Origin of the sequence: Herbaspirillum sp. CF444 (genome assembly GCF_000282135.1) — a bacterium.
In the GTDB taxonomy this organism is placed as follows: domain Bacteria; phylum Pseudomonadota; class Gammaproteobacteria; order Burkholderiales; family Burkholderiaceae_D; genus Herbaspirillum.
In genome coordinates this window covers 105961-132689 of record NZ_AKJW01000059.1, presented here as the reverse complement: position 1 = coordinate 132689, position 26729 = coordinate 105961, and the positions used below count along the sequence as shown (strand labels likewise).

Annotated in this window: 23 protein-coding genes; 3 read left to right on the top strand and 20 right to left on the bottom strand. The window is 60.4% G+C overall.

The features are described from left to right. Positions 1-14: 14 nt before the first annotated feature. The 4 genes from PMI16_RS12415 to PMI16_RS12400 all read right to left on the bottom strand — a co-directional run bounded on the left by PMI16_RS12415 (position 15) and on the right by PMI16_RS12400 (position 8924). A complete protein-coding gene (locus PMI16_RS12415) occupies positions 15-3236 on the bottom strand; it encodes an efflux RND transporter permease subunit (protein ID WP_007879956.1) in 3222 nt (1073 codons plus the stop codon). Between the two features lie 22 nt (positions 3237-3258). After that, entirely contained in the window at positions 3259-6435 is a 3177-nt protein-coding gene (locus PMI16_RS12410) for an MdtB/MuxB family multidrug efflux RND transporter permease subunit (protein ID WP_007879955.1), read from the bottom strand. Positions 6436-6444: 9 nt separating this feature from the next. Then, a complete protein-coding gene (locus tag PMI16_RS12405) occupies positions 6445-8091 on the bottom strand; it encodes an MdtA/MuxA family multidrug efflux RND transporter periplasmic adaptor subunit (protein WP_007879954.1) in 1647 nt (548 codons plus the stop codon). A 308-nt stretch (positions 8092-8399) separates the two neighbouring features. Next, complete coding sequence (locus tag PMI16_RS12400; RefSeq protein WP_007879953.1) at positions 8400-8924, bottom strand: Spy/CpxP family protein refolding chaperone; 525 nt, start codon at positions 8922-8924, stop codon at positions 8400-8402. Positions 8925-9131: 207 nt separating this feature from the next. Between PMI16_RS12400 and PMI16_RS12395 the strand changes: the two genes are divergently transcribed. Continuing rightward, positions 9132-9860 (top strand): response regulator, encoded by a 729-nt coding sequence (locus PMI16_RS12395; RefSeq protein WP_193365731.1) that lies wholly within the window; start codon positions 9132-9134, stop codon positions 9858-9860. After that, the gene (locus PMI16_RS12390; protein ID WP_007879951.1) at positions 9857-11287 is read left to right on the top strand and encodes an ATP-binding protein; all 1431 of its coding nucleotides are present in this window, start codon (positions 9857-9859) and stop codon (positions 11285-11287) included. Before PMI16_RS12395 ends, PMI16_RS12390 begins: the two co-directional genes overlap by 4 nt. A gap of 53 nt (positions 11288-11340) precedes the next feature. On the opposite strand, the gene trpS is transcribed toward PMI16_RS12390, so the two are convergent. From trpS to rpsP, 11 genes are all read right to left on the bottom strand, one after another. Further along, the gene (gene trpS, locus PMI16_RS12385) at positions 11341-12402 is read right to left on the bottom strand and encodes a tryptophan--tRNA ligase (RefSeq protein WP_007879950.1); all 1062 of its coding nucleotides are present in this window, start codon (positions 12400-12402) and stop codon (positions 11341-11343) included. A gap of 325 nt (positions 12403-12727) precedes the next feature. Further along, positions 12728-13294: a glycine zipper family protein gene (locus tag PMI16_RS12380; protein ID WP_007879948.1), complete on the bottom strand. Its 567-nt coding sequence runs from the start codon at positions 13292-13294 to the stop codon at positions 12728-12730. An 89-nt stretch (positions 13295-13383) separates the two neighbouring features. After that, positions 13384-13716 carry a hypothetical protein gene (locus PMI16_RS12375; protein ID WP_007879946.1) on the bottom strand — a complete coding sequence of 111 codons (333 nt, stop codon included), beginning with the start codon at positions 13714-13716 and terminating at the stop codon, positions 13384-13386. A 267-nt stretch (positions 13717-13983) separates the two neighbouring features. Then, positions 13984-15372: a class II fumarate hydratase gene (gene fumC / locus PMI16_RS12370; RefSeq protein WP_007879945.1), complete on the bottom strand. Its 1389-nt coding sequence runs from the start codon at positions 15370-15372 to the stop codon at positions 13984-13986. Between the two features lie 155 nt (positions 15373-15527). Next, positions 15528-15872, bottom strand: a complete 345-nt coding sequence (locus tag PMI16_RS12365) for a DUF3579 domain-containing protein (protein ID WP_007879944.1) — start codon at positions 15870-15872, stop codon at positions 15528-15530. A gap of 169 nt (positions 15873-16041) precedes the next feature. Continuing rightward, positions 16042-16998, bottom strand: coding sequence for a CobD/CbiB family protein (locus PMI16_RS12360; protein ID WP_007879943.1), 957 nt, complete (start codon positions 16996-16998; stop codon positions 16042-16044). 189 nt (positions 16999-17187) lie between these two features. Next, positions 17188-17853: a CoA pyrophosphatase gene (locus PMI16_RS12355; RefSeq protein ID WP_007879933.1), complete on the bottom strand. Its 666-nt coding sequence runs from the start codon at positions 17851-17853 to the stop codon at positions 17188-17190. 81 nt (positions 17854-17934) lie between these two features. Next, positions 17935-18318, bottom strand: a complete 384-nt coding sequence (gene rplS, locus PMI16_RS12350) for a 50S ribosomal protein L19 (RefSeq protein WP_007879931.1) — start codon at positions 18316-18318, stop codon at positions 17935-17937. A gap of 154 nt (positions 18319-18472) precedes the next feature. After that, on the bottom strand, positions 18473-19219 hold the full coding sequence (gene trmD / locus PMI16_RS12345; RefSeq protein ID WP_007879930.1) for a tRNA (guanosine(37)-N1)-methyltransferase TrmD: 747 nt from the start codon (positions 19217-19219) through the stop codon (positions 18473-18475). Between the two features lie 47 nt (positions 19220-19266). Further along, positions 19267-19785, bottom strand: coding sequence for a ribosome maturation factor RimM (gene rimM / locus PMI16_RS12340; protein ID WP_007879929.1), 519 nt, complete (start codon positions 19783-19785; stop codon positions 19267-19269). Between the two features lie 86 nt (positions 19786-19871). Next, positions 19872-20126 (bottom strand): 30S ribosomal protein S16, encoded by a 255-nt coding sequence (gene rpsP / locus PMI16_RS12335; RefSeq protein ID WP_007879928.1) that lies wholly within the window; start codon positions 20124-20126, stop codon positions 19872-19874. 282 nt (positions 20127-20408) lie between these two features. Between rpsP and PMI16_RS12330 the strand changes: the two genes are divergently transcribed. Further along, on the top strand, positions 20409-20825 hold the full coding sequence (locus tag PMI16_RS12330) for a hypothetical protein (RefSeq protein ID WP_007879927.1): 417 nt from the start codon (positions 20409-20411) through the stop codon (positions 20823-20825). Between the two features lie 75 nt (positions 20826-20900). Here PMI16_RS12330 and PMI16_RS12325 read toward each other — a convergent pair whose 3' ends face one another. From PMI16_RS12325 to PMI16_RS25605, 5 genes are all read right to left on the bottom strand, one after another. Then, positions 20901-22706 carry an acyl-CoA dehydrogenase gene (locus PMI16_RS12325; RefSeq protein ID WP_007879925.1) on the bottom strand — a complete coding sequence of 602 codons (1806 nt, stop codon included), beginning with the start codon at positions 22704-22706 and terminating at the stop codon, positions 20901-20903. Positions 22707-22842: 136 nt separating this feature from the next. Then, positions 22843-23784, bottom strand: coding sequence for an electron transfer flavoprotein subunit alpha/FixB family protein (locus tag PMI16_RS12320; RefSeq protein ID WP_007879921.1), 942 nt, complete (start codon positions 23782-23784; stop codon positions 22843-22845). 12 nt (positions 23785-23796) lie between these two features. Next, positions 23797-24552, bottom strand: coding sequence for an electron transfer flavoprotein subunit beta/FixA family protein (locus PMI16_RS12315; RefSeq protein WP_007879918.1), 756 nt, complete (start codon positions 24550-24552; stop codon positions 23797-23799). Positions 24553-24786: 234 nt separating this feature from the next. Then, a complete protein-coding gene (locus tag PMI16_RS12310; protein ID WP_007879915.1) occupies positions 24787-25746 on the bottom strand; it encodes a 2-hydroxyacid dehydrogenase in 960 nt (319 codons plus the stop codon). Between the two features lie 22 nt (positions 25747-25768). After that, positions 25769-26716, bottom strand: a complete 948-nt coding sequence (locus PMI16_RS25605; protein WP_007879914.1) for a sugar kinase — start codon at positions 26714-26716, stop codon at positions 25769-25771. Between the last annotated feature and the right edge of the window lie 13 nt (positions 26717-26729).

Here is a 26729-nt window from a genome sequence, read left to right as displayed (position 1 = left end):
CTCCGTAAGCGCGCTTAGTGTGCACCTGAATTCGCCCGGCGCGCCGTGGTCCGCTCAAACAGCTTCTTGCTCCACAGGCGAAAACGCTCCATGTACAAATAGACCACCGGCGTGGTGTACAGCGTCAGCATCTGGCTGACGATCAGGCCGCCGACGATGGAAATACCCAGCGGCTGGCGCAGCTCGGCGCCGTCGCCGGTACCCAGCGCCAGCGGTATCGCGCCCAGCAGCGCCGCCATCGTGGTCATCATGATCGGACGGAAGCGCAGGCTGCACGCCTCGAAGATCGCTTCGCGCGGCGACAGTCCCCGCGTACGTTCCGCCTGCAAGGCGAAGTCGATCATCATGATGGCATTCTTCTTGACGATGCCGATCAGCAGGATCACGCCGATCAGCGCGATCAGGCTGAAGTCGGTCCCGGTTGCCAGCAAGGCCAGCAATGCGCCGACGCCCGCCGACGGCAGGGTCGAGAGGATGGTGATCGGATGCACCAGGCTTTCATACAGGATGCCGAGCACGATATACACCGCCAGCAAGGCCGTCAGAATCAGCAAAGGCTGACTGCCCATCGACGCCTGGAAGGCATTGGCGGTGCCGGCAAACGCGCCGTGCACCGCCGTCGGCACGCCAAGGCGCGCCAGCGTATCGTTGATCACGGTGGTGGCTTGCGACAACGACACGCCTTCGGCCAGGTTGAAGGAAATCGTCGACGCGATGAACTGGCCTTCGTGATTGACGCTCAACGCCGTCGTCGTCGGAGCAAAACGCGAAAACGATGTCAGCGGCACCTGCGTCGATGCCGCCGTCGACAGCGTCAGGGCCAGCGACGAGTTGGCGTTGAGCTTGCCGCCCGCCGTCAGCGCCGGCGGCGTGCCCAGCGCCGAAGTCGTCGGCGACAGGTTGGCGGTGCTGTTGGCCAGGCTGACGTAGGTGTTGTTGAGGATTTCCGGGCTTTGCCAATACTGCGGCGCAGCTTCCATCACGACGTGGTACTGATTCATGCCGCTGTAAATCGTGGAAATCTGCCGCTGCCCGAACAGGTCGCTCAGGCTGGCGTCGATCAACTGCGGCGTGACGCCGCTGCGGATGGCTGTCTCGCGGTCTATCGTCAGCGTGGTCTGCAAACCCTTGTCCTGCTGGTCGGTGGTCACGTCTTCCAGTTGCGGCAGGTTGGAGAACGCCAGGCGTATCTTCGGCTCCCAGGTGCGCAGCATCTCCAGATCATCCGATTGCAGCGTGAATTCGTATTGCGAATCGCTCTGGCGCGCGCCGACGCGAATATCCTGCGCCGCCTGCAGGAAGACGTTGGCGCCGGCCACGTGCGCCAGCTTGCCGCGCAAACGGGCGATCACTTTGTCGGCCGATATCTTGCGCTCGGACAAGGGCTTGAGCGAAACGAACATGCTGCCGCCGTTGCGCCGCCCGCCGCCGGTGAAAGCAGTCACGTTGTCCACCGCCGGATCCTGACGCACGATCTCGATGAACTCATTGAGCTTGATGCGCATCGCCTGGAAGGAAATCGACTGGTCGCCGCGGATGCCGCCGATCAGACGGCCGGTATCCTGCTGCGGGAAGAAGCCCTTGGGCACGATGACATACAGGTAGACGTTGAGCGCGATGGTAGCGAACAGGATGACGATCATCAGCGGCGAGAAGCGCAGCGCCCACGCCAGCGAACGTTCGTAGCCGCGCAGCATGCCGTCGAACATCCGCTCCACGGCGGAGAAGAATCTGCCCGGTTTGCGCTCTTGTTCGCCCTCGCGTTTAAGCAGCTTGGCGCACATCATCGGCGTGGTCGTCAGCGACACCAGCAGCGAGACCAGGATCGCGACCGACAGCGTCACCGCAAATTCGCGGAACAGCCGGCCGACGATGCCGCCCATCATCAGGATGGGGATGAACACCGCGATCAGCGAGATGCTCATCGACAAGACCGTGAAGCCGACTTCGCGCGCGCCGATCAACGCCGCCTTGACCGGCTTCATGCCCTGCTCGATATGGCGCGAGATGTTTTCCAGCACGACGATGGCGTCGTCGACCACGAAACCGGTGGCGATCGTCAGCGCCATCAGCGACAGGTTGTCCAGGCTGTAGCCCAGCAGGTACATCACGCCGAAGGTGCCGATCAGCGACACCGGCACCGCCACGCTGGGGATCAGCGTGGCGCGGCCGTTGCGCAGGAAGATGAACACCACCATGATCACCAGGGCGATCGACATCAGCAGGGTCTTCTCGGTGTCCTTGAGCGAGGCGCGGATGGTCGGCGTGCGGTCCATCATCACGTCGAGGTTGATGGCATGAGGAATCGATGCCCGCAATTGCGGCAGCAAGGCCATCACGGAATCGACGGTTTCGATGATGTTGGCGCCCGGCTGGCGATTGAGGATCAGCAGCACCGACGGCTTGCCGTTGGCCGAACCGGCGTTGCGCAAGTCCGCCACCGAATCGCGCACCTCGGCCACGTCGCGCACGCGCACCGGCGAGCCGTTGCGGTACGAGACGATCAGCGGCGCATACTCGGCGGCCGTCTTGGCCTGGTCGTTGGCGTAGATCTGCCAGTTGCGGTCGCCGTCTTCGACGATGCCCTTGGGGCGATTGGCGTTGGTGGCGGCGACGGCCGTGCGCACGTCGGCCGAGCCGATGCCGTATTTGTTGAGCGCGGTCGGATTCAGCTCTATCCGCACTGCCGGCTGCGAGCTGCCGCCCACGCTGACCTGGCCGACGCCGCGCACCTGCGACAGCTTCTGCGCCAGGATGCTGTCGGCGGCGTCGTACATCTGCCCTTGCGTCATGGTGTCGGACGTCAGCGCCAGGATCAGGATCGGCGCATCCGCAGGATTGACCTTGCGGTAGCTCGGGTTGCTTGGCATCCCGGACGGCAGCAGGTTGCGCGCGGCGTTCAGCGCGGCCTGCACGTCGCGCGCGGCGCCGTCGATGTCGCGGTTGAGATCGAACTGCAGCGTGATTCGGGTGGAGTTCAGCGAGCTCGACGAGGTCATCTCGGTGACGCCGGCGATGGCGCCGAGCGCCCGCTCCAGCGGCGTGGCGACGGTGGCCGCCATGGTTTCCGGACTGGCGCCGGGCATCGAAGCGGAGACCGAAATGGTTGGATAGTCGACCTGCGGCAAGGGCGACACCGGCAACAGCCGGAACGCCACCATCCCCGCCAGCGCGATGCCGATGGTCAGCAAGGTGGTGGCGATGGGCCGCTCGATAAAGGGACGCGAAATATTCATGCTGTCTTATGTCGTTTCGGCGTCAGGCGTGCGGCGGCAAGGATGGCGCCGGTGCCGAAGGTGCGGAAGGCGCGTTGTCGTCCCTGTCGTCGAGATCGTCGGCATGGCCGGGCTTGTCCTTGCCGAAACGCTTGCGCATGCGCTTGGCCAGGCTGTCGAAGCCCAGATAGATCACCGGCGTGGTGAACAGCGTCAGCACCTGCGACACCAGCAAGCCGCCCACCATCGTGATGCCCAGCGGCTGGCGCAGTTCCGAGCCGACGCCGGTGCCCAGCATCAGCGGCAACGCGCCCAGCAAGGCCGCCATGGTCGTCATCAGGATCGGACGGAAGCGCAACAGGCAAGCCTGATAGATCGCCTCGCGCGGGGTCTTGCCTTCGTTACGCTCCGCTTCGAGCGCGAAGTCGATCATCATGATCGCGTTCTTCTTGACGATACCGATCAGCAAGATGATGCCGATGATGCCGATGATGCCAAGGTCATTGCGCGAGATCATCAGCGACAACAACGCCCCCACGCCCGCCGACGGCAAGGTCGACAGGATCGTGATCGGATGGATGTAGCTTTCGTACAGCACGCCGAGCACGATGTACATGGTGACGATCGCCGCCAGGATCAGCCACAGGGTATTCGACAGCGAGGCCTGGAAGGCCAGCGCCGCACCCTGGAAGTTGGTGACGATGCTGTCGGGCAGATTGATGTCCTTCTCGGCGGCGACGATGGCCTTGACGGCTTCGCCCAGCGATGATCCCGGCGCCAGGTTGAACGATACGGTCGCGGCGGGGAACTGGCCGAGGTGATTGACCACCAGCGGCGCGGTGCGCTCGGTCACCTTGGCGATGCTGGCCAGCGGAATCTGGTTGCCGTTGGAGGCGACCAGGAAGATGCTGTTGAGCGCATCCGGGCCCTTCTGGAATTCCGGCTTGACCTCCATCACCACGCGGTACTGATTCGATTGCGTGTAGATGGTCGAGATCAGGCGCTGGCCGAAGGCGTTATACAAGGCGTTGTCGATCGCCGCCGTGGTGATGCCCATGCGCGAAGCGGCGTCGCGGTCGATCTCGACGTAGGCCTGCAAACCCTGGTCCTGGACGTTGCTGGCAACGTCGGCCAGTTCCGGCAACTGGCGCAGGTGTTCCACCAGCTTCGGTACCCAGGTGCTGAGTTCGCCGGCATTGGCGTCTTCCAGCGTGAACTGGTATTGCGTGCGGCTGACGCTGTCTTCGATGGTCAGGTCTTGTACCGGCTGCATGTACAGGGTGATGCCGGGGACTTTTTCGGCCAGCCTGGGCTGCAGGCGACGGATGATGTCGCTGGCGCTGAGGTCGCGCTGGTCATGCGGCTTGAGGTTGATCAGCATGCGCCCGCTGTTGAGCGTGGCGTTGATGCCGTCAACGCCGATGAAGGACGACAGGCTGTCGACCGCCGGATCTTCCAGCACGACCTTCGCCAGCGCTTGCTGACGCTCGGCCATGGCGCCGAACGACACCGACTGCGTCGCCTCGGAAATTCCCTGGATCACGCCGGTATCCTGCACCGGGAAGAAACCCTTGGGCACGTAGACATACAACAGCACGGTCAGCGCCAGCGTGCCCAGCGCCACCAGCAGCGTGGAGCGCTGGCGGTTAAGCACCCATTCCAGCATCACGCCGTAGCGCGCAATGATGCGGTCGAAGAAAGCGCCGCTCTTGTGATAGAACCAGCCCTGTTTTTCTTCCGGCACGTGATGCAGCAGGCGCGCGCACATCATCGGCGTGAGCGTCAGCGATACCACCGCCGAGATCAGGATCGCCACGGCCAGCGTGACGGCGAATTCGTGGAACAAGCGTCCCACCACGTCGCCCATGAACAGCAGCGGAATCAGCACGGCGATCAGCGAAAACGTCAGCGAGATGATGGTGAAGCCGATCTGCTGCGCGCCCTTCAACGCCGCCTGCAAGGGCTCCATGCCCTCTTCGATGTAGCGCGAAATGTTCTCGATCATGACGATCGCATCGTCGACCACGAAGCCGGTGGCGATCGTCAGCGCCATCAGCGTCAGGTTGTTGATCGAGAAACCGGCCATGTACATGATGCCGAAGGTGCCCACCAGCGAGAGCGGCACGGCCACGCTAGGAATGATGGTTGCCGGAATGTTGCGCAGGAAGATGAAGATCACCATCACCACCAGCACGATCGACAGCAGCAGCTCGAATTTGACGTCGTCCACCGAGGCGCGGATGGTGGTCGTGCGGTCGGTCAGGATCTGCACGTCGATGGCGCCCGGCAAGCTGGATTGCAGCGTCGGCAGGATCTTCTTGATGCTGTCGACCACGGCGATCACGTTGGCGCCGGGCTGACGCTGGATGTTGACGATCACCGCGGCGGAATCGTTGGCCCAGGCGCCGAGACGGATGTTCTCCGCGCCGTCGACCACGTCGGCCACATCGGACACGCGGATCGGCGCGCCGTTCTTGTAACCGATGATGAGGTTGCGATACTCGTCGGCGGACTTCAACTGATCGTTGGCATCAATGGTCGATGCGCGCGTCGGACCGTCGAAGCTGCCCTTGGCTTGATTGACGTTGGCGTTGCCGATGGCGGTGCGGATGTCGTCCAGGTTCATGCCCAGCGAGGCGATGGCGCGCGGATTCAACTGCATGCGCACGGCAGGACGCTGGCCGCCGGACAAGCTCACCAGACCGACGCCGGAGAGCTGCGAAATCTTTTGCGCCAGACGCGTGTCGATCAGATCCTGCACCTTCGGCAGCGGCAAGGTCTTGGAGGTCACCGCCAGCGTCAGGATAGGCGTATCGGCCGGATTGACCTTGCTGTAGATCGGCGGCGCGGGCAAGTCGGACGGCAACAGGTTGCCGCCGGCATTGATCGCGGCCTGCACTTCCTGTTCGGCGATGTCGAGGCTGAGGTCGAGGTTGAATTGCAGCGTGATGACCGATGCGCCGCCCGAACTGGTCGACGACATCTGGTTGAGGCCAGGCATCTGGCCGAACTGGCGTTCCAGCGGCGCGGTCACCGACGAAGTCATCACGTCGGGGCTGGCGCCGGGGTACAGCGTGACGACCTGGATGGTCGGGTAATCGACTTCCGGCAGCGCCGACAGCGGCAACTGCTTGTAGGCCACGATGCCGGCCAGCAGGATCGCCAGCATCAGCAGCGACGTGGCGACCGGCCGGAGAATGAACAGGCGTGAAGGATTCATGCTTCAGCCTTACTTGCTTGCATTGGCATTGCCCGCTGCGGGCGCGCCGGCCGGGCCGGCGGCATTGGAATCGCCGCCATTGGCGCGCTGGCGGCGCATTTCCATCATGCGCTGGCGGCGCTGGTCTTCGGGCAGCTTCTTGATTTCTTCGCCGAACTCACCGGCATCGATGCGCTTGTTGATCTCGGCCCAGCGTTTCTGGCGTTCTTCGGGCGTCATGTTCTGACCGCCCTGCCCGCTTTGCTCGCCTTGTGCGGCGGATGTGCCGGATGCACCTGCAGCACCGGCAGTACCGGCAGCAGCAGCGCCAGGAGCACCTGCACCCGCCGCCTTGTGACGGCGCGGGCCGGCTTTTTCAGTCAGCTTGTTGGCAGGATCGTCGGCGCCGCCGCGCATGACCGGCTCCACCTTGGCGCCTTCGCGCAGGCGGTCGATGCCGTCGACCACCACGGTTTCACCGGAAGCCACGCCGTCTTCGATGGCGGTCACGTCGCCTTCGGTCGGACCTGTCTTGACGTTGCGCACGGTGACGCTGTTGTCTTGCTTGACGACATAGACGAACAAGCCCTTGGAGCCGCGCTGAATCGCCGCGCTTGGAATCACCGTCGCGCCCTGGCGGGTATCGAGCAGCATGCGGATATTGACGAACTGGTTCGGAAACAGCGCGAAGTCGGTATTCGGGAACTGCGCCTTGAGCTTGACCGTGCCGGTGGTTGCATCGACCTGGTTGTCGATGGTCAGCAAGGTGCCGCTGGCCAACTTGTTTTTCTGCTCGCGGTCCCAGGCGTCGGTCGCCAGTTTTTTGCCGGCTTGCAGCTGTTTCATGACGGCCGGGATATTGTCTTCGGGGATGCTGAAGATCGTCGTGATCGGCTGCACTTGCGTGATGATGACGATGCCGCTGGTGTCGCTGGAATGGACGATGTTGCCGATATCGACCTGGCGCAGGCCGGTACGGCCGCTGACCGGCGCGGTCACGCGCGAATAAGTCAGTTGCAGGCGCGCGCTGGCGAGGTTGCCCTGGTCGGACTTGACCGTGCCTTCGTATTGCTTGACGAGTGCAGCCTGGGTATCGACCTGCTGGCTGGCGATGGAATCTTGCGCCAGCAACGTGCGGTAACGCTTCAAATCGAGCTGCGCCGCATTGAGCAGGGCCTGGTCGCGCGCCAGCTGGCCTTCGGCCTGGGTCACGGCAACCTCGTAAGGGCGCGCATCGAGCTCCGCCAGCAAATCGCCCTGCTTGACCAGTTGGCCTTCCTTGAAATGCAGCTTCATCAACTGACCGTCGACTCGGCTGCGCACCGTCGCCGTCGCCGTCGGCGTGACGCCGCCCAGGCCGGTCAGGTAGACATTGACATCCGCCGTCTTGGCCAATGCCACGCCCACCGGCGACAGACCCATGGTGCCGAAGCCGCCCGGACCGCCGGCGCCGCGTCGTCCCTTGCCGCCGGGACCACCCTGACCACCTGCACCACCAGGTCCGCCCTGAGCCTGCTCGGCCGTCGCTGCGCGTTTATGGCTCCAGTAGGAATACCCGCCTCCCGCCAGCACCACCAGCAAAACCCAGAACCACCAACGCCTGAGCAAGCCCGGTTTGCCGACGGCAGAAGAGGAGGATGGCGCTTGCTTGTTATCGGGAGTCGGTGTGGTAGTCATCTTGGAAGACAGGAAACGGATAGGTGTTAATCAAGACATTTCATGAACATCAGCATCGCCGGCAACTGACCCGTCGCTGGTGTTCACAAAATGCACTCGTCATCGGTTACGGGAATCAGGTGCAACAATTCAGTCCGGCAAAGAAGCCGGAAAAGCCAACGCGATATTATCGTCCAGAAGCATGACGACACGATGATGAAATAGTGGATTGTTCATCATTGCATGACAAAAAGCATCCTGGACATATCTGGAAAACCAAAAGGCCTTGTGCATAAACATATGCACAAGGCCTTGATTACAAAAGAATATTATTTCTTTGCAGCCTGATCGCCGCCGCCATCATGACCAAAACGGCCGTGTTTGAAGCGGTGTTCTTCCATCTTGCGGAATTCCTGGTCGAAGGTTTTTTGCTGTTCCGGCGACAACACGGCATAAAATTCCTTCGTCGCCGCGATGCGGTCCGTCATGCGCGCTTCCATTTTTTTCATCATGTCCAGATGACGGTCCAGGCGTTCCGGCGTGGTCAGCTTGTTCCATTCGTCCTTGCTTGGGCGACCCCACGCGGCCGGATGCATCGGCGCGGACTTTTCCGTGAAGGTCTTCCAGGCGCCTTCCTGCGCGGCGGTGATCTTCAGCTTGTCGTGCAATTGGGCCTGGCGCTTGGCGCGATGCTGTTCGAATTTGGCGATCTGGTCGGCGGTCGGGGCATGGCGTCCGGCCGGAGCTGCGCCGTTGCCATCGGCCGGCGGCATCTGGGCGAACGAGGACATGGCTGTCAGACCGATACCCGCGGCGGCAACGCCGATCATCAGGTGTTTTTTCAGATTCAACATGGTGTGTTTCCTTTCGTGATAGTGCTCTCTGCACGCTTCACATTTAACCGCCGGGGTGTAACCGCGATTTTTCCCGTGTTGCCCGATTTGTATCGTTTTGTATATGGGAAAGGCCGCTTTGTTTCGCTCTATGTCTGGCGGCCGCCCTGTTATCCCAATATACAATTCAGCGTCGCCCTCTTTACAGGAATTGTCATAATGGCCGCCATGGACACAAATTCTCACATTTTGGTGGTCGATGACGACCGCGAGATCCGCACCTTGCTGGCGGAGTATCTCGACGCCAATGGTTTTCGCACCTTCACGGCGACCAATGGCGCGGACATGCGCAAAGTGCTGGAAGAGTCGCGCGTCGACCTGATCGTGCTGGATCTGACGCTGCCGGGCGAAGACGGCCTGACGCTGTGCCGCAACCTGCGCTCGCATTCGAACGTGCCGGTGATCATGCTGACGGCGCGCGGCGAGCCGCTGGACCGCATCCTCGGCCTGGAAATGGGCGCCGACGATTACCTTGCCAAGCCGTTCGAACCGCGCGAGCTGTTTGCCCGCATCCGCAGCGTCTTGCGCCGCACCCAGGCGCTGCCGCCCAACATGAGCCGCTCGGAAGCCAAGGCCATGCACTTTTCGGGCTGGACGCTGGATCTGACGGCGCGCCACCTGCTGAGCAACGACGGCGTCGTGGTGGCGCTGTCGGGTGCGGAATTCCGCATGCTCAAGGTCTTCCTCGATCATCCGAACCGGATCCTCAATCGCGACCAATTGCTGGAACTGACCCAGGGACGCGAAGCCGATCCCTTCGACCGTTCGGTCGACATCCAGATCAGCCGCCTGCGCCAGAAGCTTGGCGACGATGCGCGCACGCCCACCATCATCAAGACCATCCGCAACGAAGGCTATGTGCTGGCGACAACCGTGACCATGGAAACCCCTGAATGAAAAATATCTTCAGTTCGTTCTTTAGCTCAATGGCCAACCGGGTCTTCGTGATCCTGTTGGCGGGTATCGTGGTGGCGACCGTCACCACGACCTGGCTGGCTTCCAACGAACGCCGCAACACGCTCAAGGAAATCCGCTATCAGCACGTGGCCGAACGCGTGGAGCAATTTGTGCTGGCGCTGGACGAGATCAGCCCCGAGGCGCGTCGCAACGTCATGCAGGCCGCCGACAGTTTTGGTTTTGAAGCGGCGGTCGTCGACGGTATCGGCGATACGGTCCGCCCCAGTTCGAGCCCGATGGCCGACATCCTGAAATCGCGTCTCGGCGCCGACCGCCAGATCGTGGTCCAGCGCGAGAGCGACTGCGCGCCGCGCGCACCGCGCAAGAACCGGCCGGAGCCGCAGGGCAAACCGCGCATGGAAACCTGCCGCGTCATTTACGTCAGCCTGCAGGACAAGGCATTGCTGCGCCTGCGCCTGCACATTCCCGGCGAACCGCCGTCATGGCGCGGCCGCGGCGGCGATATGGGTTCATTCAGCGGCACGCCTTACATTTTGCTGTTCCTGGTGCTGATCGCCATGCTGGCGTATGTGGTGGCGCGCATGACGGCGCGTCCGATCAAGCAACTGGCCGGTGCTGCCGTCGAGTTGGGGCGCGACATTGATCATCCGCCGCTGGCGGAAAAAGGCCCCACCGAAATCCGCCTGGCGGCCAAGGCGTTCAATGCCATGCAAGCGCGCATCCGCCGCCAGATCCAGCACCGCACGCACATGCTGGCCGCCATCACGCACGACTTGCAGACGCCGCTGACGCGCCTGCGCCTGCGGCTGGAAAAGGTCGGCGACGAAGAATTGCAGCAGAAACTGATCGACGACCTCGCCGTCATGCAAGGCATGGTGCGCGAAGGACTCGACCTGGCGCGCAGCATGGATTCCTCCGAAGCGATGCAGCGCCTGGATATCGACTCGCTGCTCGACAGCGTGTGCGCCGACGCGTCCGACGCCGGCCAGCAAGTCAAACTGACGGGCAGCACGCGCGCTTTCATCGTTGCCCAGCCGAACGCCTTGCGCCGCTGCCTGACCAACCTGCTCGACAACGCCTTCAAGTACGGTCAGCGCGCGGATGTCTCGATTGCGCTCGACGACCTGCTGCCCAATCGCGTGCTGATTTGCATCCGCGACTACGGTCCGGGCATTCCCGAAGATCAACTTGAAGCGGTGTTCGATCCCTTCTACCGGCTGGAGACATCGCGTTCGCGCGATACCGGCGGCACCGGACTGGGACTGACGATTGCGCGCAATATCGCAGAAAACCACGGCGCGCTGCTGAACCTGCGCAATTACCGTGACGGCGGGCTGGAAGTGCTGTTGTCGTTGCCGCTCAGGCAGGCCGGCGGCAAAGCCCGCAACAAGCCGGCCCAGAACTGAAGAGGATGCAAGGCGCGCCGGAACGACGTGCCTTGACGATGATCGGATGCGAATCAGAAGTAATTCAGGCCCAGCGCGCCGCGCACTTCGGATACGGTCTGTGCTGCCACGGCGCGGGCCCGCTCGGTGCCGCGACGCAAGATCGCCTGCACTTCGCCGCGATCCTTTTCCCATTCCTGACGGCGTGTGCGGATCGGTTCCAGCAAGGCTTGTAGGTGCGCTTCCAGTCGGCGCTTGAGCACGCTGTCGCCGAGACCGCCGCGACGATAGTGCTGCTTCAATTCTTCCAGCGCCACACGATCCGGTTCGAAAGCGTCGAGGAAATCAAACACGACATTGCCCTCTACCTGCCCCGGATCATCCACGCGCAAGTGATTCGGATCGGTGTACATGCGCTGTACGGCCTGCTTGATTTCATCGGGCGTGGCGCCAAGCGCAATCGCATTGCCGAGCGACTTGCTCATCTTGGCCTTGCCGTCGATGCCGGGCAGGCGTCCCGTTTCGGACAGGACTTCCTTGCACTCGACCAGGACTTCCTTGTCGACGACGTTGTTGAAGCGGCGCACCAGTTCGTTGGTCTGCTCTATCATCGGCAACTGGTCGTTGCCGACCGGCACCAGCGTGGCCTTGAAGGCGGTGATGTCGGCAGCCTGACTGACCGGGTAAGTCAGGAAACCGGCGGGGATATCGCGCTCGAAACCGCGCAGGCGAATTTCTTCCTTGATGGTCGGATTGCGCTCCAGGCGCGACACCGTCACCAGGTTGAGCAGGTGCATCGACAGCTCGTACAGCTCGTAGACCTGCGACTGGATGAAGATGGTGGATTTTTCCGGATCGATGCCGACCGCCAGATAATCGAGTGCGACTTCCAATACGTTGTCGGTAACCTTTTGATGGCGACCGACGTTGTCGGTCATCGCCTGCGTATCGGCCAGCAGCAGAAACTGGCTGGCTTCATGCTGCAACTGCACGCGCGACTTCAGCGAGCCGATGTAATGGCCCAGATGCAAAGGACCGGTAGGCCGATCGCCGGTCAAGACGACAGGTTTCCTGGAAGGCGTGGAAAGGGCAGAAAAGGTGGAAGATTCGGATGCTGGCGAAACATTCAAAGACATGGTCACTCCGGAAATTTCGGAATGTCGCCAGTCATGTCGAACAGCAAAAAATAATGCCGCCAAGACTGGCGGCATCACATTGACAAAAGCTGTACTGCAAAGCTGTGCAAAAGCGGGCCACCTGGATCAGGTGCGCCACCAATGCTGAATTTGCGTAAAGGGAATTTGCGGGATTCGGTATTGCATCGGGCGAGTATATCACCAAGGCCTGCGCCTGTGCTGCATCGCAACCGGGGAAACGAGCCCTGGGGGCCTTCAGGCAATAAAAAAACCGCACTGGATGCGTGGTGCACACAATGCGGTTTGTCCGGTCTGCCGGTCGCTATCAGTACGCGCCCGGAGGAGGACCGTAGTACCCCGGCGGCGGGCCGTAATATCCCGGAGGCGGCGGAGGCGCCGAGTAGTAATAATAGCGGCGCGGATGATAGGTATAAACCGTCGTCTGCGCCTGTGTCTGGACCTGGTTGCCCTTGCTGTACATGCACTGGCTGTAGGTCATGTCGTAGCGTTGCTGCATCGAATAATTGCCGCCTGCAGCCGCGTTGCTGCCGGCCGCGCTCCCCACCAGCAAACCGCCGCCCGCGCCGATGGCAGCGCCCGCTCCCGCATTTCCGGATGCCGCGCCGATCAGCGCACCGGCCACGGCGCCTATCGCCGTACCTGCCGCTGCGCTATTGACCGTATTGTTCTGCGTCGCTTGGGCAGCACCGCCGATGGATTCCTGCGCATATTGCTGGCATTGCGCCTGCTCGGCACGGAACTGCTCATACGGTTTGCCCTTGCCCGGCATGGCCATCACGGATGGGCCGGTCGGTACGCTGACGCATCCGCCAAGCGCCAGCAGTACGGCGACAGCCGAAACGGCGCCTGTTGTCTTGTAAATTGGTTTCACGATGTTGTCCTCGAAAATAAAGCCCGGCGGATGCAGCGCTCGTGCCGACTGCAATGGCTCGGCGTCGCTGCGCTCGTTCGTTGGAATCCTTATTGCGGCGGAGGCTGATTGCCGCCGGGGCCGTTCGGCACCACCTTCATCCAATTGCTGGGGCAGCTTTGAACGTAGGGGTAATAGCCCTTGGATTCCTGGCAGTAGTACCAGTAGTTATCCGGTGCGGAGCTTTGCTCAACATAAACCGGTGGCGCGGTGCGCTCGACATAGACTGGCGGCGAGTAATACACCGGCGGCGGATAGTAGACCGGCGGTGGGATCCAGAGCGGTCCGCCGATGTATACGCCGAAACGGGTGTGCGCAGAACTGGCGCCGCTTGCCACCATGCAACCCAGCGCAAACAATCCCAACAAAGCTGCTTTCTTCATATTCGCCTCGAATATTTCACAGAGATCTTCCGGAGACGACACGCGCCATCCCTCTGTATTCAATATACTCAAAACGGCAACGTTTCAACGACTTTGTTTCAATTCGTAACCCTATTTAAGAATACTGTACATGACGCTACAAAGCCGCATACATGCGGCTTTTCCGGGAGCAGAAAAGACAACGCCGCTTCCCTGAAAGCGGCGTTGTCGGACCATCGGAAAACTTTGGTAACAAGCTCACCGAGGCAAGCCGGTTTTCATCGCTTTTTACTTCGGACCGGTCATTTCTTCAGGCTTGATCCACTGTGCGAACTGCTCTTCGGTGACATACCCGAGCGCCAGCGCCGCCTGTTTCAGCGTGGTGCCGTCGTGATGCGCCTGCTTGGCGATCTTGGCGGCCTTGTCGTAGCCGATGTGCGGCGCCAATGCCGTCACCAGCATCAGCGAACGCTCCATCAGATCGGCGATGCGATCGCGGTTGGCTTCGATACCCCGGGCGCAATGCTCGTCGAAGCTGTCCATGCCGTCGGCCAGCAAGCGCACGCTTTGCAGGAAGTTATGCACGATCAGCGGCTTGAACACGTTCAGTTCGAAATTGCCGGAAGCGCCGCCGATATTGATGGCAACATCGTTGCCGAACACCTGTGCGCAGAGCATGGTGAGCGCTTCGCACTGGGTCGGATTGACCTTGCCCGGCATGATGGAACTGCCCGGTTCGTTTTCCGGAATCGTGATTTCGCCGAGGCCGGAGCGTGGACCGGAAGCCAGCCAGCGCACGTCGTTGGCGATCTTCATCAACGCTGCGGCGAGCGTTTTCAGCGCACCGTGCGCGGACACCAGCGCGTCATGGCTGGCCAGCGCGGCAAACTTGTTCGGCGCGGTCTTGAACGGGAAGCCGTAATGCGTTTCCAGTTCCGCGGCAACGCGTGCGCCGAACTCCGGATGCGCGTTGAGGCCGGTGCCCACGGCGGTGCCGCCGGCGGCCAGTTCGCTGACCGCGTTGAGCGTGGAAATGATCGCCATCTCGGCATGCGTCAGTTGCGCGACGTAACCGGAAAACTCTTGCCCCAAAGTCAGCGGCGTGGCGTCTTGCAAATGCGTGCGGCCGATCTTGACGATGTCCTTGAATTCGTCGGATTTCTTTTCCAGCGTGGCGCGCAGCTTGTGCAGCATCGGAATCAGGTGCGTTGCAACGGCCATGCAGGACGCCACGTGCATGGCGGTCGGGAAGATGTCGTTGGAGGACTGGCTTTGATTGACGTCGTCATTCGGGTGCACCAGGCGTTCTTCGCCGCGTACGCCGCCCAGCAATTCCGAAGCCCGATTGGCCAGCACTTCGTTCATGTTCATGTTGCTCTGGGTACCGGAACCGGTCTGCCAGATCGACAGCGGAAACTCCTGAGGATGCTTGCCGGCGATCACTTCGTCGGCGGCGGCGACAATGGCGGCGCTCTTCTTGGCATCCAGCTTGCCGAGGCCTTGATTGACCACGGCGCAGGAACGCTTGACTGCCGCCAGCGCGACGACCAGTTCGGCCGGCATGCGTTCGGTGGAAATATGGAAATGATGCAGCGAGCGTTGCGTCTGCGCGCCCCACAGCCGATCGTCGGGGACCTCGATCAGACCGAAGGTGTCACGCTCCATTCGATGTTTCATGATGCTTTTCTCCGCAAGAAATATGGTTCGACAGAACCGCTACATCCCGTACGGCTCTGGCGCACGACCACTGGCTGGCTTGAGCGATATGAGACCACTTGAACGCATTATCTCAATTGCCTGCACGATCGCAACTGCAATTGAGGTAATGCGTCCTAGGACTTGCCGCCGTTTTTCTCGGGCAGCAAGCAGGCGTCGATGACCTGCAAGCCGTTGTCTTTGGCGAAATTGAGAACGAAATGGTAAGCCAACGGATCGAGACCGCGCAGCGCCTCGTTGACGACGACCGAGCGCACGCCATTGATCATGGTGGGCAAAACGTAAGGGGAGTATTGAAGGTGAGCGTTGCGTCCGCCAGTGCCTTCCGGGCGGAAACAGGACATGACGCCGCATAGCCGTTCTGCCCAGTCACTGGGACGGAACTGTTTACCATCCTGGGTCAGACCCAGGATGATGAATTCTTGTGCCGGCGCGTTGGAGGTATTGATGGGATCAGCCATGCGTGCAATTCGTTTTCTAGCGCTTGCCACATAAATAGCTTCTTGCCGGATGGGGAGGAAGCCTTCGTAACCCAAGTATTATATCTTATAGAAGACTTGGGATGCACCTATATCTGAAATATGAAATGCCTGAAGGAAACTTGTCTTTCAGGCATTTTTTGATATTGCGTCAGCCGAGCCAGACTGCCACGGACAACAACAGAAGCAGGAACATCCATAGCAACAAAGCGCGCCACACCAGGCCTACCGTACTCTGCAAGGTACGCGGCGAAGGCTGGTCGCCCGGAAAGCCGTCGGCGGCTTCCAGCGTGGAATCCACGGTCGCCGCATCGATCGGCAAGACATCCGAGGCCGATTCCGCCGGCGTGCCGAAACGCACCCCCATCGCACCGCCGCCGGCCGACAGGATGATGCCGACCGCTTCATCCTTCCAGCGATCCGCAAAATTGCGCCATGCGTAGATGGCGTCTTCGAAATTGCCGACGACCGCGAATGCCGAAGCGGTGAAACGCGCGGGAATCCAGTCGATCCAGTAGAACGCGCGCTCGGCAAAACGGCCGAATACTTCCTGCTTCATGTGATCGGGCTCGTTCCAGGCGCGCGCCAGGTACTCGGCAACGCGGTACATCACGGCGCAGGCCGGGCCGACCGGCATCAGGAACCAGAAGAATACGCCGAATACATGGCGGTGCGTGGTGACCAGGGCTTTTTCGGCGGCGATGCGGGAAATCTCGGTGACGTCCATGTCGGACGTGTCCTGCTTGATCCACTCCGCCAGCAAGGCGCGCGCCGCGACTTCGTCGCCGGTATTGAGCGCCAGCTGGATCGAGGTGAAATAGTGGCTGTAATGACGAAAACCCAATGTCATGTAGACAATCAGGACGTTCCACGCCAGTGCGGCCAGGGGGCTGATGCGCAGGCAGATCCAGTAGATCACGCCGGCCGGCACCATCAGCGCCGCCACCATGACAAACCATCCCAGACGCCCGTGATGCGCATGACCGGCATTGAACCAGTTCTCGATGCGGGCCGCGAAGGATTTGATCCATGCATAGATGGGGTTATCCGCCCGCAACGGCTTCAATTGTTCGATGAGGAGCGCAAAGAGTATGGAAAGAAATGTCATCAAGCCGCCTTTTGGTGAGTCTTATTTGTGAGCTTCCTTGCCTGAGAACCGAGGCGCGCACCTGGCGCGCAACGTTACGCAGCAACACGCAAATGATACAACGGCGGCAAGAGTAGCTGATGCTTTATGTTGTCCACAAGCGATATTTTCCCTATGAGACAGACATAAACGCACTGAAAAACGCCCGCCTCAGCTGCGCAGGAAATGGAACAGATTACGCAGCATTCCTGCCGTTGCCCCCCAGATGAAAAAGCGCTGATAAGGCATCGTGTAGAACGTGCGCCGGCCGAGTTCCTGGGAAATCTCCACCGTACGCCGCTGATGATTCATGCCGTTCATCAGGAAAGCCAGCGGGACCTCGAAAATCTCGGCGACCTCGCGCGGATCGGGAACGACTTCAAACGGCGGCTTGATCAGCCCCGCCACGGGCGTGACGCGATAGCCGGTGCCGGTGAAATACTCCGGCAGGCTGCCGATGACTTCCACGTGGCTGCGCGCCAGGCCGATCTCTTCCTCGGTTTCGCGCAATGCGGTATCGACCGGCGAGGCATCGCTCAGTTCGGTGCGTCCGCCCGGAAAGCTGATCTGGCCGGCGTGATCCTTCAGATCGGCGGTGCGCTGCGTGAACAGCAGCGTCGGCCCCTCTTCCCGCATCACGATGGGCATCAACACCGCCGCCGGCCGCGGCGCACCGGCCATCACACGCATGCGTTGCTCTTCGTTGATCTCGGGCGTCCAGGGTTGCGGATTGGCAAAGCGTTGACGCAGCCAATCTTCCCGCATGCGCTCGGCATCCAGAGACGCCTCGCCCGCGATGGACTCTATCGGAAGAATGAGGGGATCAAAACTGGCCAAGACCGTATCCTAGAAATGGAATACAAAAGGGCGTCCGAAGACGCCCTTTTGTTCATGCATATATCAAAGACTACGCGAAGATTACGCTTCAGCCTTGGCAGTGCCGCGGCGGTTAGGCAACTTCTCTTTGATACGCGCCGACTTACCGGAACGTTCACGCAGATAGTACAGCTTCGCGCGACGAACGTCGCCGCGACGCTTGACTTCGATCGAAGCGATCAATGGCGAGTACAACTGGAATGTACGCTCAACGCCTTCGCCGGAAGAAATCTTGCGGACGATGAAGTTGGAGTTCAGACCACGGTTGCGACGCGAAATCACGACGCCTTCGTAAGCCTGGGCGCGCTTGCGCGTACCTTCGACCACGTTGACGCTGACGATGACGGTATCGCCTGGCGCGAAGTCAGGGATGTTCTTTGCGAGACGCGAGATCTCTTCTTGCTCTAATTGCTGGATCAGATCCATTTTTTACTCCAATAACCATCTTGCCGGCGCCTGCTGCATCGGCTTGAAGCCGCTGCTTGAAACCGATATATGCCCGGTAGAGGATGGGGATTTATCAACAGACTGCCTTCAGCGAACTTCCGGCCTTGCCTGCACTTTTGCTACAACTGCACTGCTACAAACTGCTCAAAAACTTTTCGTCCGACTTCGTCAGCAAACCATCCTGACGGGCCTTGACGATCAGATCGGGACGTTTTTTTGCGGTCGCTTCAAGCGCCCGCTCGCGCCGCCACTTCTCTATCTCCGCATGGTGCCCACCCATCAATACCGGCGGCACTGCTACGCCCTCATATTCTTCCGGACGGGTGTAATGCGGACAATCCAGCAAACCGTTCACAAAGCTGTCTTCGACCGCCGAAGAACCGTCATTGAGCACGCCGGGCAACTGCCGGATCACTGCATCCATCAGCGCCATCGCGGGCAACTCTCCACCCGACAAGACGAAATCGCCGAGGCTGATTTCTTCGTCGACATGGCTGTCGAGCAAACGCTGATCAATCGCTTCATAACGACCGCACAACAGCACCACACCTGAATCTTGCGAAAATTGCATGACGCGTTGATGCGTCAGCGGCTTGCCTTGCGGCGACAGGTACACGACGCGCGGTGCGGGCAAACCCAGTTCGACCTGCCGCTGCTTTGCCGCCGCCAGCGTCTGCTGCAAAGGCTTGGCCAGCATCACCATCCCAGGACCACCGCCATAAGGCCGGTCATCGACTGTGCGGTGATTGTCCGTTGTGAAATCACGCGGATTCCATAACGACAACGCCCATTTCTTTTGCTCGTACGCACGGCGCGTTACACCGGACTGCGTCAAAGCGGAAAACATTTCGGGGAAAAGCGTGACGACATCAAATTGCATTCGGCACTTTCTCCAATGCTGCCGGCATCACAGACTGGATTGCCGGCTTAATAGTCCAGTCCCCAATCAACGACCATTTTTTTCTCAGCCAAAGTCACGGACTTGACGAATTGGTCGACGTAAGGAATCAGGATTTCTGTTGCAGCCTTGCCATCGGCAGCCTCGGCCGGGCTTTGTGCAGGAGCAACGCGCAGGATGGGGTGTGCCCCGTTGTCCATCAGATCGCTCACTACGCCCAGGGACTCGCCCTGCAAGTTCTCAACCGCCAGGCCGATCAGATCGACCCAGTAAAATTCATCGTCGGACAACGCAGGAAAATGGCTACGCGAAATCTGCACCACGGCGCCCTTGAGCGCTTCAGCACCTTCACGACCCGCCACTCCCATCAGCTTCGCCACCACATCACCGCTGTGGTACTTGGACTGCATCATCTCGACATCGCGCAATTCCGGCTTGTCCAGCCACCAGGTTTTTGCGCTCAGCAGTGCATCCGCATCTGCCGAATAAGGTTTGACTCGCACCCAGCCCTGAATACCATAAGCACCAGAGACATAACCGACCGTCACCAGATCCGAAGGAACGGTAACGCCTGATTGTATTGTGCGTGACAAACCTGTCTTACTATCGCTGCGAAACTAAAAAGCGACTGCGATTAAGCAGCGGCCTTCTTGCCTGCTTCGCTGACCAGGCGAGCAACTGTCGGCGACAATTGTGCGCCGGTGCCTTGCCAGTGAGCCAGACGGTCCTGAGCGATACGGAAGGACTCTTCCTTGCCGGATGCAACCGGGTTGTAGAAACCCAGACGCTCGATGAAACGACCATCGCGGCGATTGCGCGAATCAGTTGCAACGATATTGAAGAACGGGCGCTTCTTGGCGCCTCCACGAGCTAAACGAATAACGACCATAATGGTTCCAAAAAGTGTTCGAACACGGAAAAGACGACGATTATAGCCGAAATGTCAGCCAAACGGCAAGTTCAATGCCAGGCAAGCGCCGTGTCCATCCAAGCGGGCCGGAACGACCCATTTCGCTTACCAGCCGATTACATGCCGGTTTTATTCACTTTACCTCGCAGAACCTCGTTCGCGGAGCAAGTTTCCACGGCTATACTAGCCGCAGTTTTTTTACAACACTGTAGTGCTTCGTACTGCAGCCAACCGCGTCTTTGCCTTCAAGAAATTAACTTAATGACAATTCCGCACAAGAACAAGACCTTCACCACCTTCATCGCAGCCGTCACCGGCGGCATCGGCCTGCATCGGTTTTATATGTATGGGCGCAAGGACATCTTCGGCTGGCTGCATGCGGCCACCCTGCCGGTTTCTGCATTGGCCATCTTGATTTTCAGCAATTCCCAGCCCCTGTTCATGGGAATGCTCTTTGTACTCTCGGTTTTGTGCGGCTTCCTGGAAGCGCTCGTCATCGGCCTGACGCCGGATGAAAAATGGGACGCCAGACATAATCCGGCATCCGGCAAGAAATCGGAGTCGCACTGGGTGCTGGCGCTGATTCTGGTGCTGACGCTCGGTGTCGGCGCCATGTCGGTGATCGCCTTGCTGGCGCGCAGCTTCGATTTGCTGTTCACCGGCGGCGCGTACGGCTGATACCTTTACTGCACAGGATATTTGAAGTACGAACGACCACGGACTTGCCGGATCGCTCCGGCAAGTCCGGCTGAATCAGAACTGCGCTTCCGTCAACGCCATGACGCCGGCGCTGCCTTCAATAATCGAAGCGCGCAAGGATGACGCCTGGGTCAGCACGTGATCCGCATAGAAACGCGCCGTCGCGATCTTGGCCTTGTAAAACTGCGCATCGCCCTCGCCCGCCTTGAGCTTGTCCACCGCCACCAGGGCAGCCCGCGCCATCTGCCATCCACCCAGCACCACGCCCGCCAGCTTCAGGTAAGGCACGCTGCCCGAGAACACGCCTTTGATATCGGTCTTGATGTTGGCGACAACATAATTGACCACGTCGTCCAACGCGCGTGCGCCGTCGACCAGGCGCTTGCGGATCGCTTGCAGATCGTCGCCGAATTCTCCGGCCGCTGCAGCGGCAGACAAGGCGGATTCCGTCTTGTGAATCTGGGCAATGAGGCCCTTGGCAACTGCGCCGCCGTCACGCGCCGTTTTGCGTCCGACCAGATCGTTGGCCTGAATCGCCGTCGTACCTTCATAAATCGCCAGGATGCGCGCATCGCGGTAATACTGTGCGGCGCCGGTTTCTTCGATGAAGCCCATGCCGCCATGCACCTGCACGCCGGTTGACGTCACGTCGATCGACAACTCCGTCGACCAGCCTTTGACGACAGGCACCAGATATTCGTAACACGCCTGATTGGCCTTGCGCGTCGCTTCATCCGGATGATGATGACCAGCGTCTGAAGCAGCCGCAGCCACGTAAGCCAACGCGCGCGCGGCTTCCACTTGCGAGCGCATCGACATCAGCATGCGACGCACGTCCGGTTGGTGAATGATGGTGACCGCGCCGGCTGAACCTGCCAGATCGCGCGATTGCACGCGATCCTTCGCATAGGCCACCGCCTTCTGGTAGGCGCGCTCGGCGACGCTGATGCCTTGAATGCCGACCGCGAAACGCGCCGCATTCATCATGATGAACATGTATTCGAGACCGCGGTTTTCTTCACCGACCAGCGTGCCGACGGCGCCGCCGTGATCGCCGAACTGCAGCACAGCGGTCGGGCTGGCCTTGATGCCCAGCTTGTGTTCGATGGAGACGCAGTGCACGTCGTTGCGCTCGCCCAGCGAACCGTCCGGCTTGACCAGGAATTTCGGCACGATGAACAGCGAAATACCCTTCACGCCTTCCGGCGCATCCGGCGTACGCGCCAGCACCAGATGGACGATGTTCTCGGCCATGTCGTGCTCACCGTAGGTGATGAAAATCTTGGTGCCGGAAAGCTTGAACGTACCGTCACCCTGCGGCACCGCGCGCGTGCGCACCAGCGCCAGGTCGGAACCGGCTTGCGGCTCGGTCAGGTTCATCGTACCGGTCCACTTGCCGGAGATGAAATTAGTCAGGTAGGTATTCTTTTGCTCGTCGGTACCGGCCGTCATCAGCGCTTCGATGGTGCCGTCCGTCAGCAATGGGCACAAAGCAAACGAGAGGTTGGCCGAGTTGAGCATTTCGATGCAAGGCGTCGCCACCAGCTTGGGCAAGCCCTGTCCACCGAACTCGACGGGATGCTGCACGCCCTGCCAACCGGATTCGCCGAACTGCTTGAAGGCTTCCTTGAAGCCCTTGCTGGTCGTCACCGTGCCGTCGCTCCAGAAACTTGGATCCTTGTCGGCGGAATGATTGATCGGCGCCACGACCTCGCCGCAAAATTTTGCATTCTCTTCGAGAATCGCTTCGACGGTTTCCGGTGTCGCATCTTCACAATTGGGCAATGCGTTGACTTCCGACAATCCTGCCAGTTCGTTCATGACGAACAGCATATCTTTCACTGGTGCGACGTAGCTCATCTCCGACTCCTGATTCCTTGTTGTATACGCAAATACGCAATCTCTTGTTGCGCTCAGCGCTTTTGCAACCTTTGCAACGCTTCTGTAATGCTTGAAATTATTCGGCCCCGTCAAACTGGCGGGGCCGTTTTTTGGATTAACCCAGTTGCTTGACCAACTCAGGCACGACTTCGAACAAGTCGCCGACGATGCCGTAGTCCGCCACCGAGAAGATCGGTGCTTCTTCATCCTTGTTGATCGCCACGATCACCTTGGAATCCTTCATGCCGGCCAGATGTTGGATCGCGCCGGAAATACCGACGGCGATATACAGCTGCGGCGCCACGATCTTGCCGGTCTGGCCGACTTGCCAGTCGTTCGGCACATAGCCGGCGTCGACCGCCGCACGCGATGCTCCCATGGCGGCGTTGAGCTTGTCCGCCAGCGGTTCGAGGATCTTGAAGCTTTCCGACGAACCCATGCCGCGGCCACCGGAAACGATGATCTTGGCGGCCGTCAGTTCCGGACGATCCGACTTGGCCACTTCGCGCGAGACGAAGCTGGACTTGCCGGAGTCGGCGACTGCCGCCAGCGATTCCACTGCGGCGTTGCCGCCGGCAGCGGCTGCGTCAAAACCTGTCGTACGCACGGTGATGACCTTGATGCCGTCGGTCGATTGCACAGTGGCGATCGCGTTGCCGGCGTAGATCGGACGCTCGAAAGTATCGGCGCTGTCGACCTTGGTGATTTCGGAAATCTGCGCCACGTCCAGCCTGGCGGCCACGCGCGGCAGGATGTTCTTGCCGTAGGCGGTTGCCGGCGCCAGGATGTGGGTGTAATCCTTGGCGATGGCCAACGCCTGCTCGGCAACGTTTTCGGCCAGGCCATCGGCGAATTGCGGCGCGTCGGCCAGCAAGACCTTCGACACGCCGGCGATTTGCGCGGCGGCATCGGCGGCGGCCTTGGCGTTGTGGCCGGCGACCAGGATGTGGACGTCGCCGCCTGCCTGCAGTTGCGTGTGTACTGCGGCGGTGACGGTATTCAATGTGCTGCCCTTGAGGCTGGCATTGTCGTGTTCTGCAATGACGAGTGCGGTCATGTTGTCTCTTCCTTAGATGACTTTGGCTTCGTTTTTGAGTTTCGCAACCAGGGTTGCGACGTCAGGCACCTTCACGCCCGCGCTGCGCTTCGGCGGCTCGGCGACTTTCAGCGTCTTGACGCGCGGCGCGACGTCGACGCCCAGGTCTTCCGGCTTGACGATGTCCAGAGTCTTCTTCTTGGCCTTCATGATGTTCGGCAACGTGACGTAGCGCGGCTCGTTCAGGCGCAAGTCGGTGGTGACGATGGCAGGCAAAGTCAGCGCCAGCGTTTCCAGGCCGCCGTCGACTTCACGGGTGACCGACACCTTGCCGTCTTCCAGCACGACCTTGGACGCGAACGTCGCTTGCGGCCAACCCAGCAATGCCGCCAGCATCTGGCCGGTCTGGTTGGAGTCGTCGTCGATGGCTTGCTTGCCGAGGATGATCAGTTGCGGCTGTTCCTTGTCCGCCAACGCCTTCAACAACTTGGCCACGGCCAGCGGTTGCAGGTCCAGATCGGCGGCGGTTTCCACCAGGATGCCGCGGTCGGCACCGATCGCCATCGCGGTACGCAGGGTTTCCTGGCATTGCGTGACGCCGCAAGACACGGCGATCACTTCGGTGACCTTGCCGCCTTCTTTCAGACGCGTGGCTTCCTCCACCGCGATTTCGTCGAAGGGGTTCATCGACATTTTGACGTTGGCGATGTCCACACCGCTACCGTCGGATTTGACGCGTACTTTGACGTTGTAATCTACTACCCGCTTGACGGGGACTAATACTTTCATCGCCTGGTCCTTGGAAAAAACGAATTGACGTAAACGTTAACTGAACGGTGATTATAAAAGCAAAAGCGGGGCAAAAACTGGACACCGCTCAAATTTAGCACGATCGTTCTTTTTAATGTGTGAAGCATACACACTAAATCGCCGCAGCGAAAGTCCCCCGATACGCTTTTTGAATGATTTTCCGAAGCGCATCCGGCAAGATGAAATCCGCCGGATGCGATTGCTGCATGAAGGCTAAACAGCCAGATGCTTCGGTTGTGCGCCGCGCAACCCGTTGATCAGATTCTGTACCGCCAATTCAGCCATGGCGCGCCGTGTCTCATGCGTGGCGGAGCCGATATGCGGCAGCGCCACCACGTTGGGCAGTTGCAGCAAAGGAGAGTCCGCCGACAGCGGTTCCTTCTCGAAAACGTCGAGCCCTGCGCCGTAGATCGTCTTTTGCCTCAAGGCATCGATCAGCGCCGCTTCGTCGACGATCTTGCCGCGCGAGGCATTGATGAAAATCGCACTCCGCTTCATCAGCGCGAACTCCTGCGCGCCGATCGTGCGCTCGGTTTGCGGCGTCAACGGCAACATCGGACAAACGAAATCGGCCTGCCGGAACAACTCTTCGCGCGAAACATAGCTCGCCGCCAGTTCCTTTTCCGCATCAGGGTTGGGCCGGGTGTTGTGATAGATGATCTTCATGCCGAAACCGTGATGCGCGCGACGCGCGACGGCACTGCCGATGCGCCCCATGCCCAGCATGCCGAGCGTCTTGCCATGCACGTTCACGCCGAACAGCGACTCGCCGATGCTGCCCGTCCACTTGCCGGCCTTGACGAGTTCGGCCAGCTCCACGATGCGGCGCGCGCTGGCAAGGATCAGTGCAAAGATCGCGTCCGCCGTCGCTTCATTGAGCACCCCGGGGGTATGCGCCAGCATCAGGCCGCGTTTGCGGAAGTAATCCAGGTCAAAATTATCGACGCCGACCGAAATCGTGGAGGCGATCTTCAATTGCGGCGCAGCATCCAGCATGTCGCTGGTGATCGGCAGACTGGCGCCTATCATGCCGTGCGCCGTCCCGAGCGCCGCGATGAATTGCTCCCGGTTACCGGCGTTGATGCCGTCGAAGCTGGTGACATTGAATTCCGCCCCCAGCCGCTCCAGAAGATCCCCAGGCAAGGACTTGTACACGACGACATGCTGTTTCATTGCAGATTCTCTATATAACCCGTTAAACAGAAGCGGCATCCAGCTGCGCGCGCGTCGGCAAACCTTCCATATCCCCCACGACCTGGATCGCAAAGGCGCCGATGCGGTTGCCGCGCATGACGGCCTCGGACATCGTCAGCCCTTCCAGCAAACCGCTGATCACGCCAACCGCAAAACCATCGCCGGCACCCACGGTATCGACCACCTCTTTTACCCTGACGCCGGTCACAACGCCCTCTTCGACGGCATTGCGGAAATACGCGCCCTCCGCGCCCAGCTTGATCACCACCTGCTTGACGCCCTTGTCCAGATAGAACGCGGCGATGTCGCGCGGCTCGCTGTAGCCGGTCAGAATCTTGCCCTCGCTCAGCCCCGGCAAAACCCAATCCGCCTTGAAGGCCAGTTCGTTGAGCTTCTGCGCCATCACTTCCTGAGATGGCCACAGCATGGGACGCAAATTGGGATCGAAAGAAATCGTCTTGCCTTTGGCACGCATGAAATCCAGCGCCTGATGGGCAAACGCCATCGTGCCGGCCGACAACGCCGCGGCAATTCCGGTGGCATGCAAATGACGCGCGCCGCCGAAATAGGATTCGTTGAAATCGACCTGCGACAAATGGCTGGCCGCCGAACCCTTGCGATAGTATTCAATCGCCGGGTCGGCGCCGTCGACGGCTTTCGCCTTGAGCTGAATCGCCGTACGGAACTCCATGTCGGTGGCGACGTGACTGACGTCCACGCCCTCTTGCGCCACGCGCTTGCGAATGAAGCGGCCGAAGGAGTCGTTGCCGACGCGGCTGACCCAGCCGACTTTCAGGCCAAGGCGCGACAGCCCGATGGCCACGTTGGTTTCGGCGCCGGCCAGGCGGCGCGTGTATTTTTCCACGTCGGCAAAGTCGCCGACTTCATCTGCGACAAACAATGCCAATGCTTCGCCGTACGTGACGACGTCCAGTTGTGCTTGCGTCATTTATTCTCTTTCT

Bases quoted from the DNA above. Each gene is read 5' to 3' on its own strand.
- rpsP (WP_007879928.1), bottom strand. From the start codon at position 20,126: ATGGTCGTTATTCGTTTAGCTCGTGGAGGCGCCAAGAAGCGCCCGTTC.
- PMI16_RS25605 (WP_007879914.1), bottom strand. From the start codon at position 26,716: ATGACGCAAGCACAACTGGACGTCGTCACGTACGGCGAAGCATTGGCA.
- trmD (WP_007879930.1), bottom strand. From the start codon at position 19,219: ATGCAATTTGATGTCGTCACGCTTTTCCCCGAAATGTTTTCCGCTTTG.
- fumC (WP_007879945.1), bottom strand. From the start codon at position 15,372: ATGAAACATCGAATGGAGCGTGACACCTTCGGTCTGATCGAGGTCCCC.
- PMI16_RS12415 (WP_007879956.1), bottom strand. From the start codon at position 3,236: ATGAATATTTCGCGTCCCTTTATCGAGCGGCCCATCGCCACCACCTTG.
- PMI16_RS12310 (WP_007879915.1), bottom strand. From the start codon at position 25,746: ATGAAACAGCATGTCGTCGTGTACAAGTCCTTGCCTGGGGATCTTCTG.
- PMI16_RS12360 (WP_007879943.1), bottom strand. From the start codon at position 16,998: ATGACATTTCTTTCCATACTCTTTGCGCTCCTCATCGAACAATTGAAG.
- trpS (WP_007879950.1), bottom strand. From the start codon at position 12,402: ATGTCTTTGAATGTTTCGCCAGCATCCGAATCTTCCACCTTTTCTGCC.
- PMI16_RS12330 (WP_007879927.1), top strand. From the start codon at position 20,409: ATGACAATTCCGCACAAGAACAAGACCTTCACCACCTTCATCGCAGCC.
- PMI16_RS12410 (WP_007879955.1), bottom strand. From the start codon at position 6,435: ATGAATCCTTCACGCCTGTTCATTCTCCGGCCGGTCGCCACGTCGCTG.
- PMI16_RS12315 (WP_007879918.1), bottom strand. From the start codon at position 24,552: ATGAAAGTATTAGTCCCCGTCAAGCGGGTAGTAGATTACAACGTCAAA.
- PMI16_RS12325 (WP_007879925.1), bottom strand. From the start codon at position 22,706: ATGAGCTACGTCGCACCAGTGAAAGATATGCTGTTCGTCATGAACGAA.
- PMI16_RS12400 (WP_007879953.1), bottom strand. From the start codon at position 8,924: ATGTTGAATCTGAAAAAACACCTGATGATCGGCGTTGCCGCCGCGGGT.
- PMI16_RS12375 (WP_007879946.1), bottom strand. From the start codon at position 13,716: ATGAAGAAAGCAGCTTTGTTGGGATTGTTTGCGCTGGGTTGCATGGTG.
- PMI16_RS12320 (WP_007879921.1), bottom strand. From the start codon at position 23,784: ATGACCGCACTCGTCATTGCAGAACACGACAATGCCAGCCTCAAGGGC.
- PMI16_RS12395 (WP_193365731.1), top strand. From the start codon at position 9,132: ATGGACACAAATTCTCACATTTTGGTGGTCGATGACGACCGCGAGATC.
- PMI16_RS12405 (WP_007879954.1), bottom strand. From the start codon at position 8,091: ATGACTACCACACCGACTCCCGATAACAAGCAAGCGCCATCCTCCTCT.
- PMI16_RS12365 (WP_007879944.1), bottom strand. From the start codon at position 15,872: ATGGCTGATCCCATCAATACCTCCAACGCGCCGGCACAAGAATTCATC.
- rplS (WP_007879931.1), bottom strand. From the start codon at position 18,318: ATGGATCTGATCCAGCAATTAGAGCAAGAAGAGATCTCGCGTCTCGCA.
- PMI16_RS12390 (WP_007879951.1), top strand. From the start codon at position 9,857: ATGAAAAATATCTTCAGTTCGTTCTTTAGCTCAATGGCCAACCGGGTC.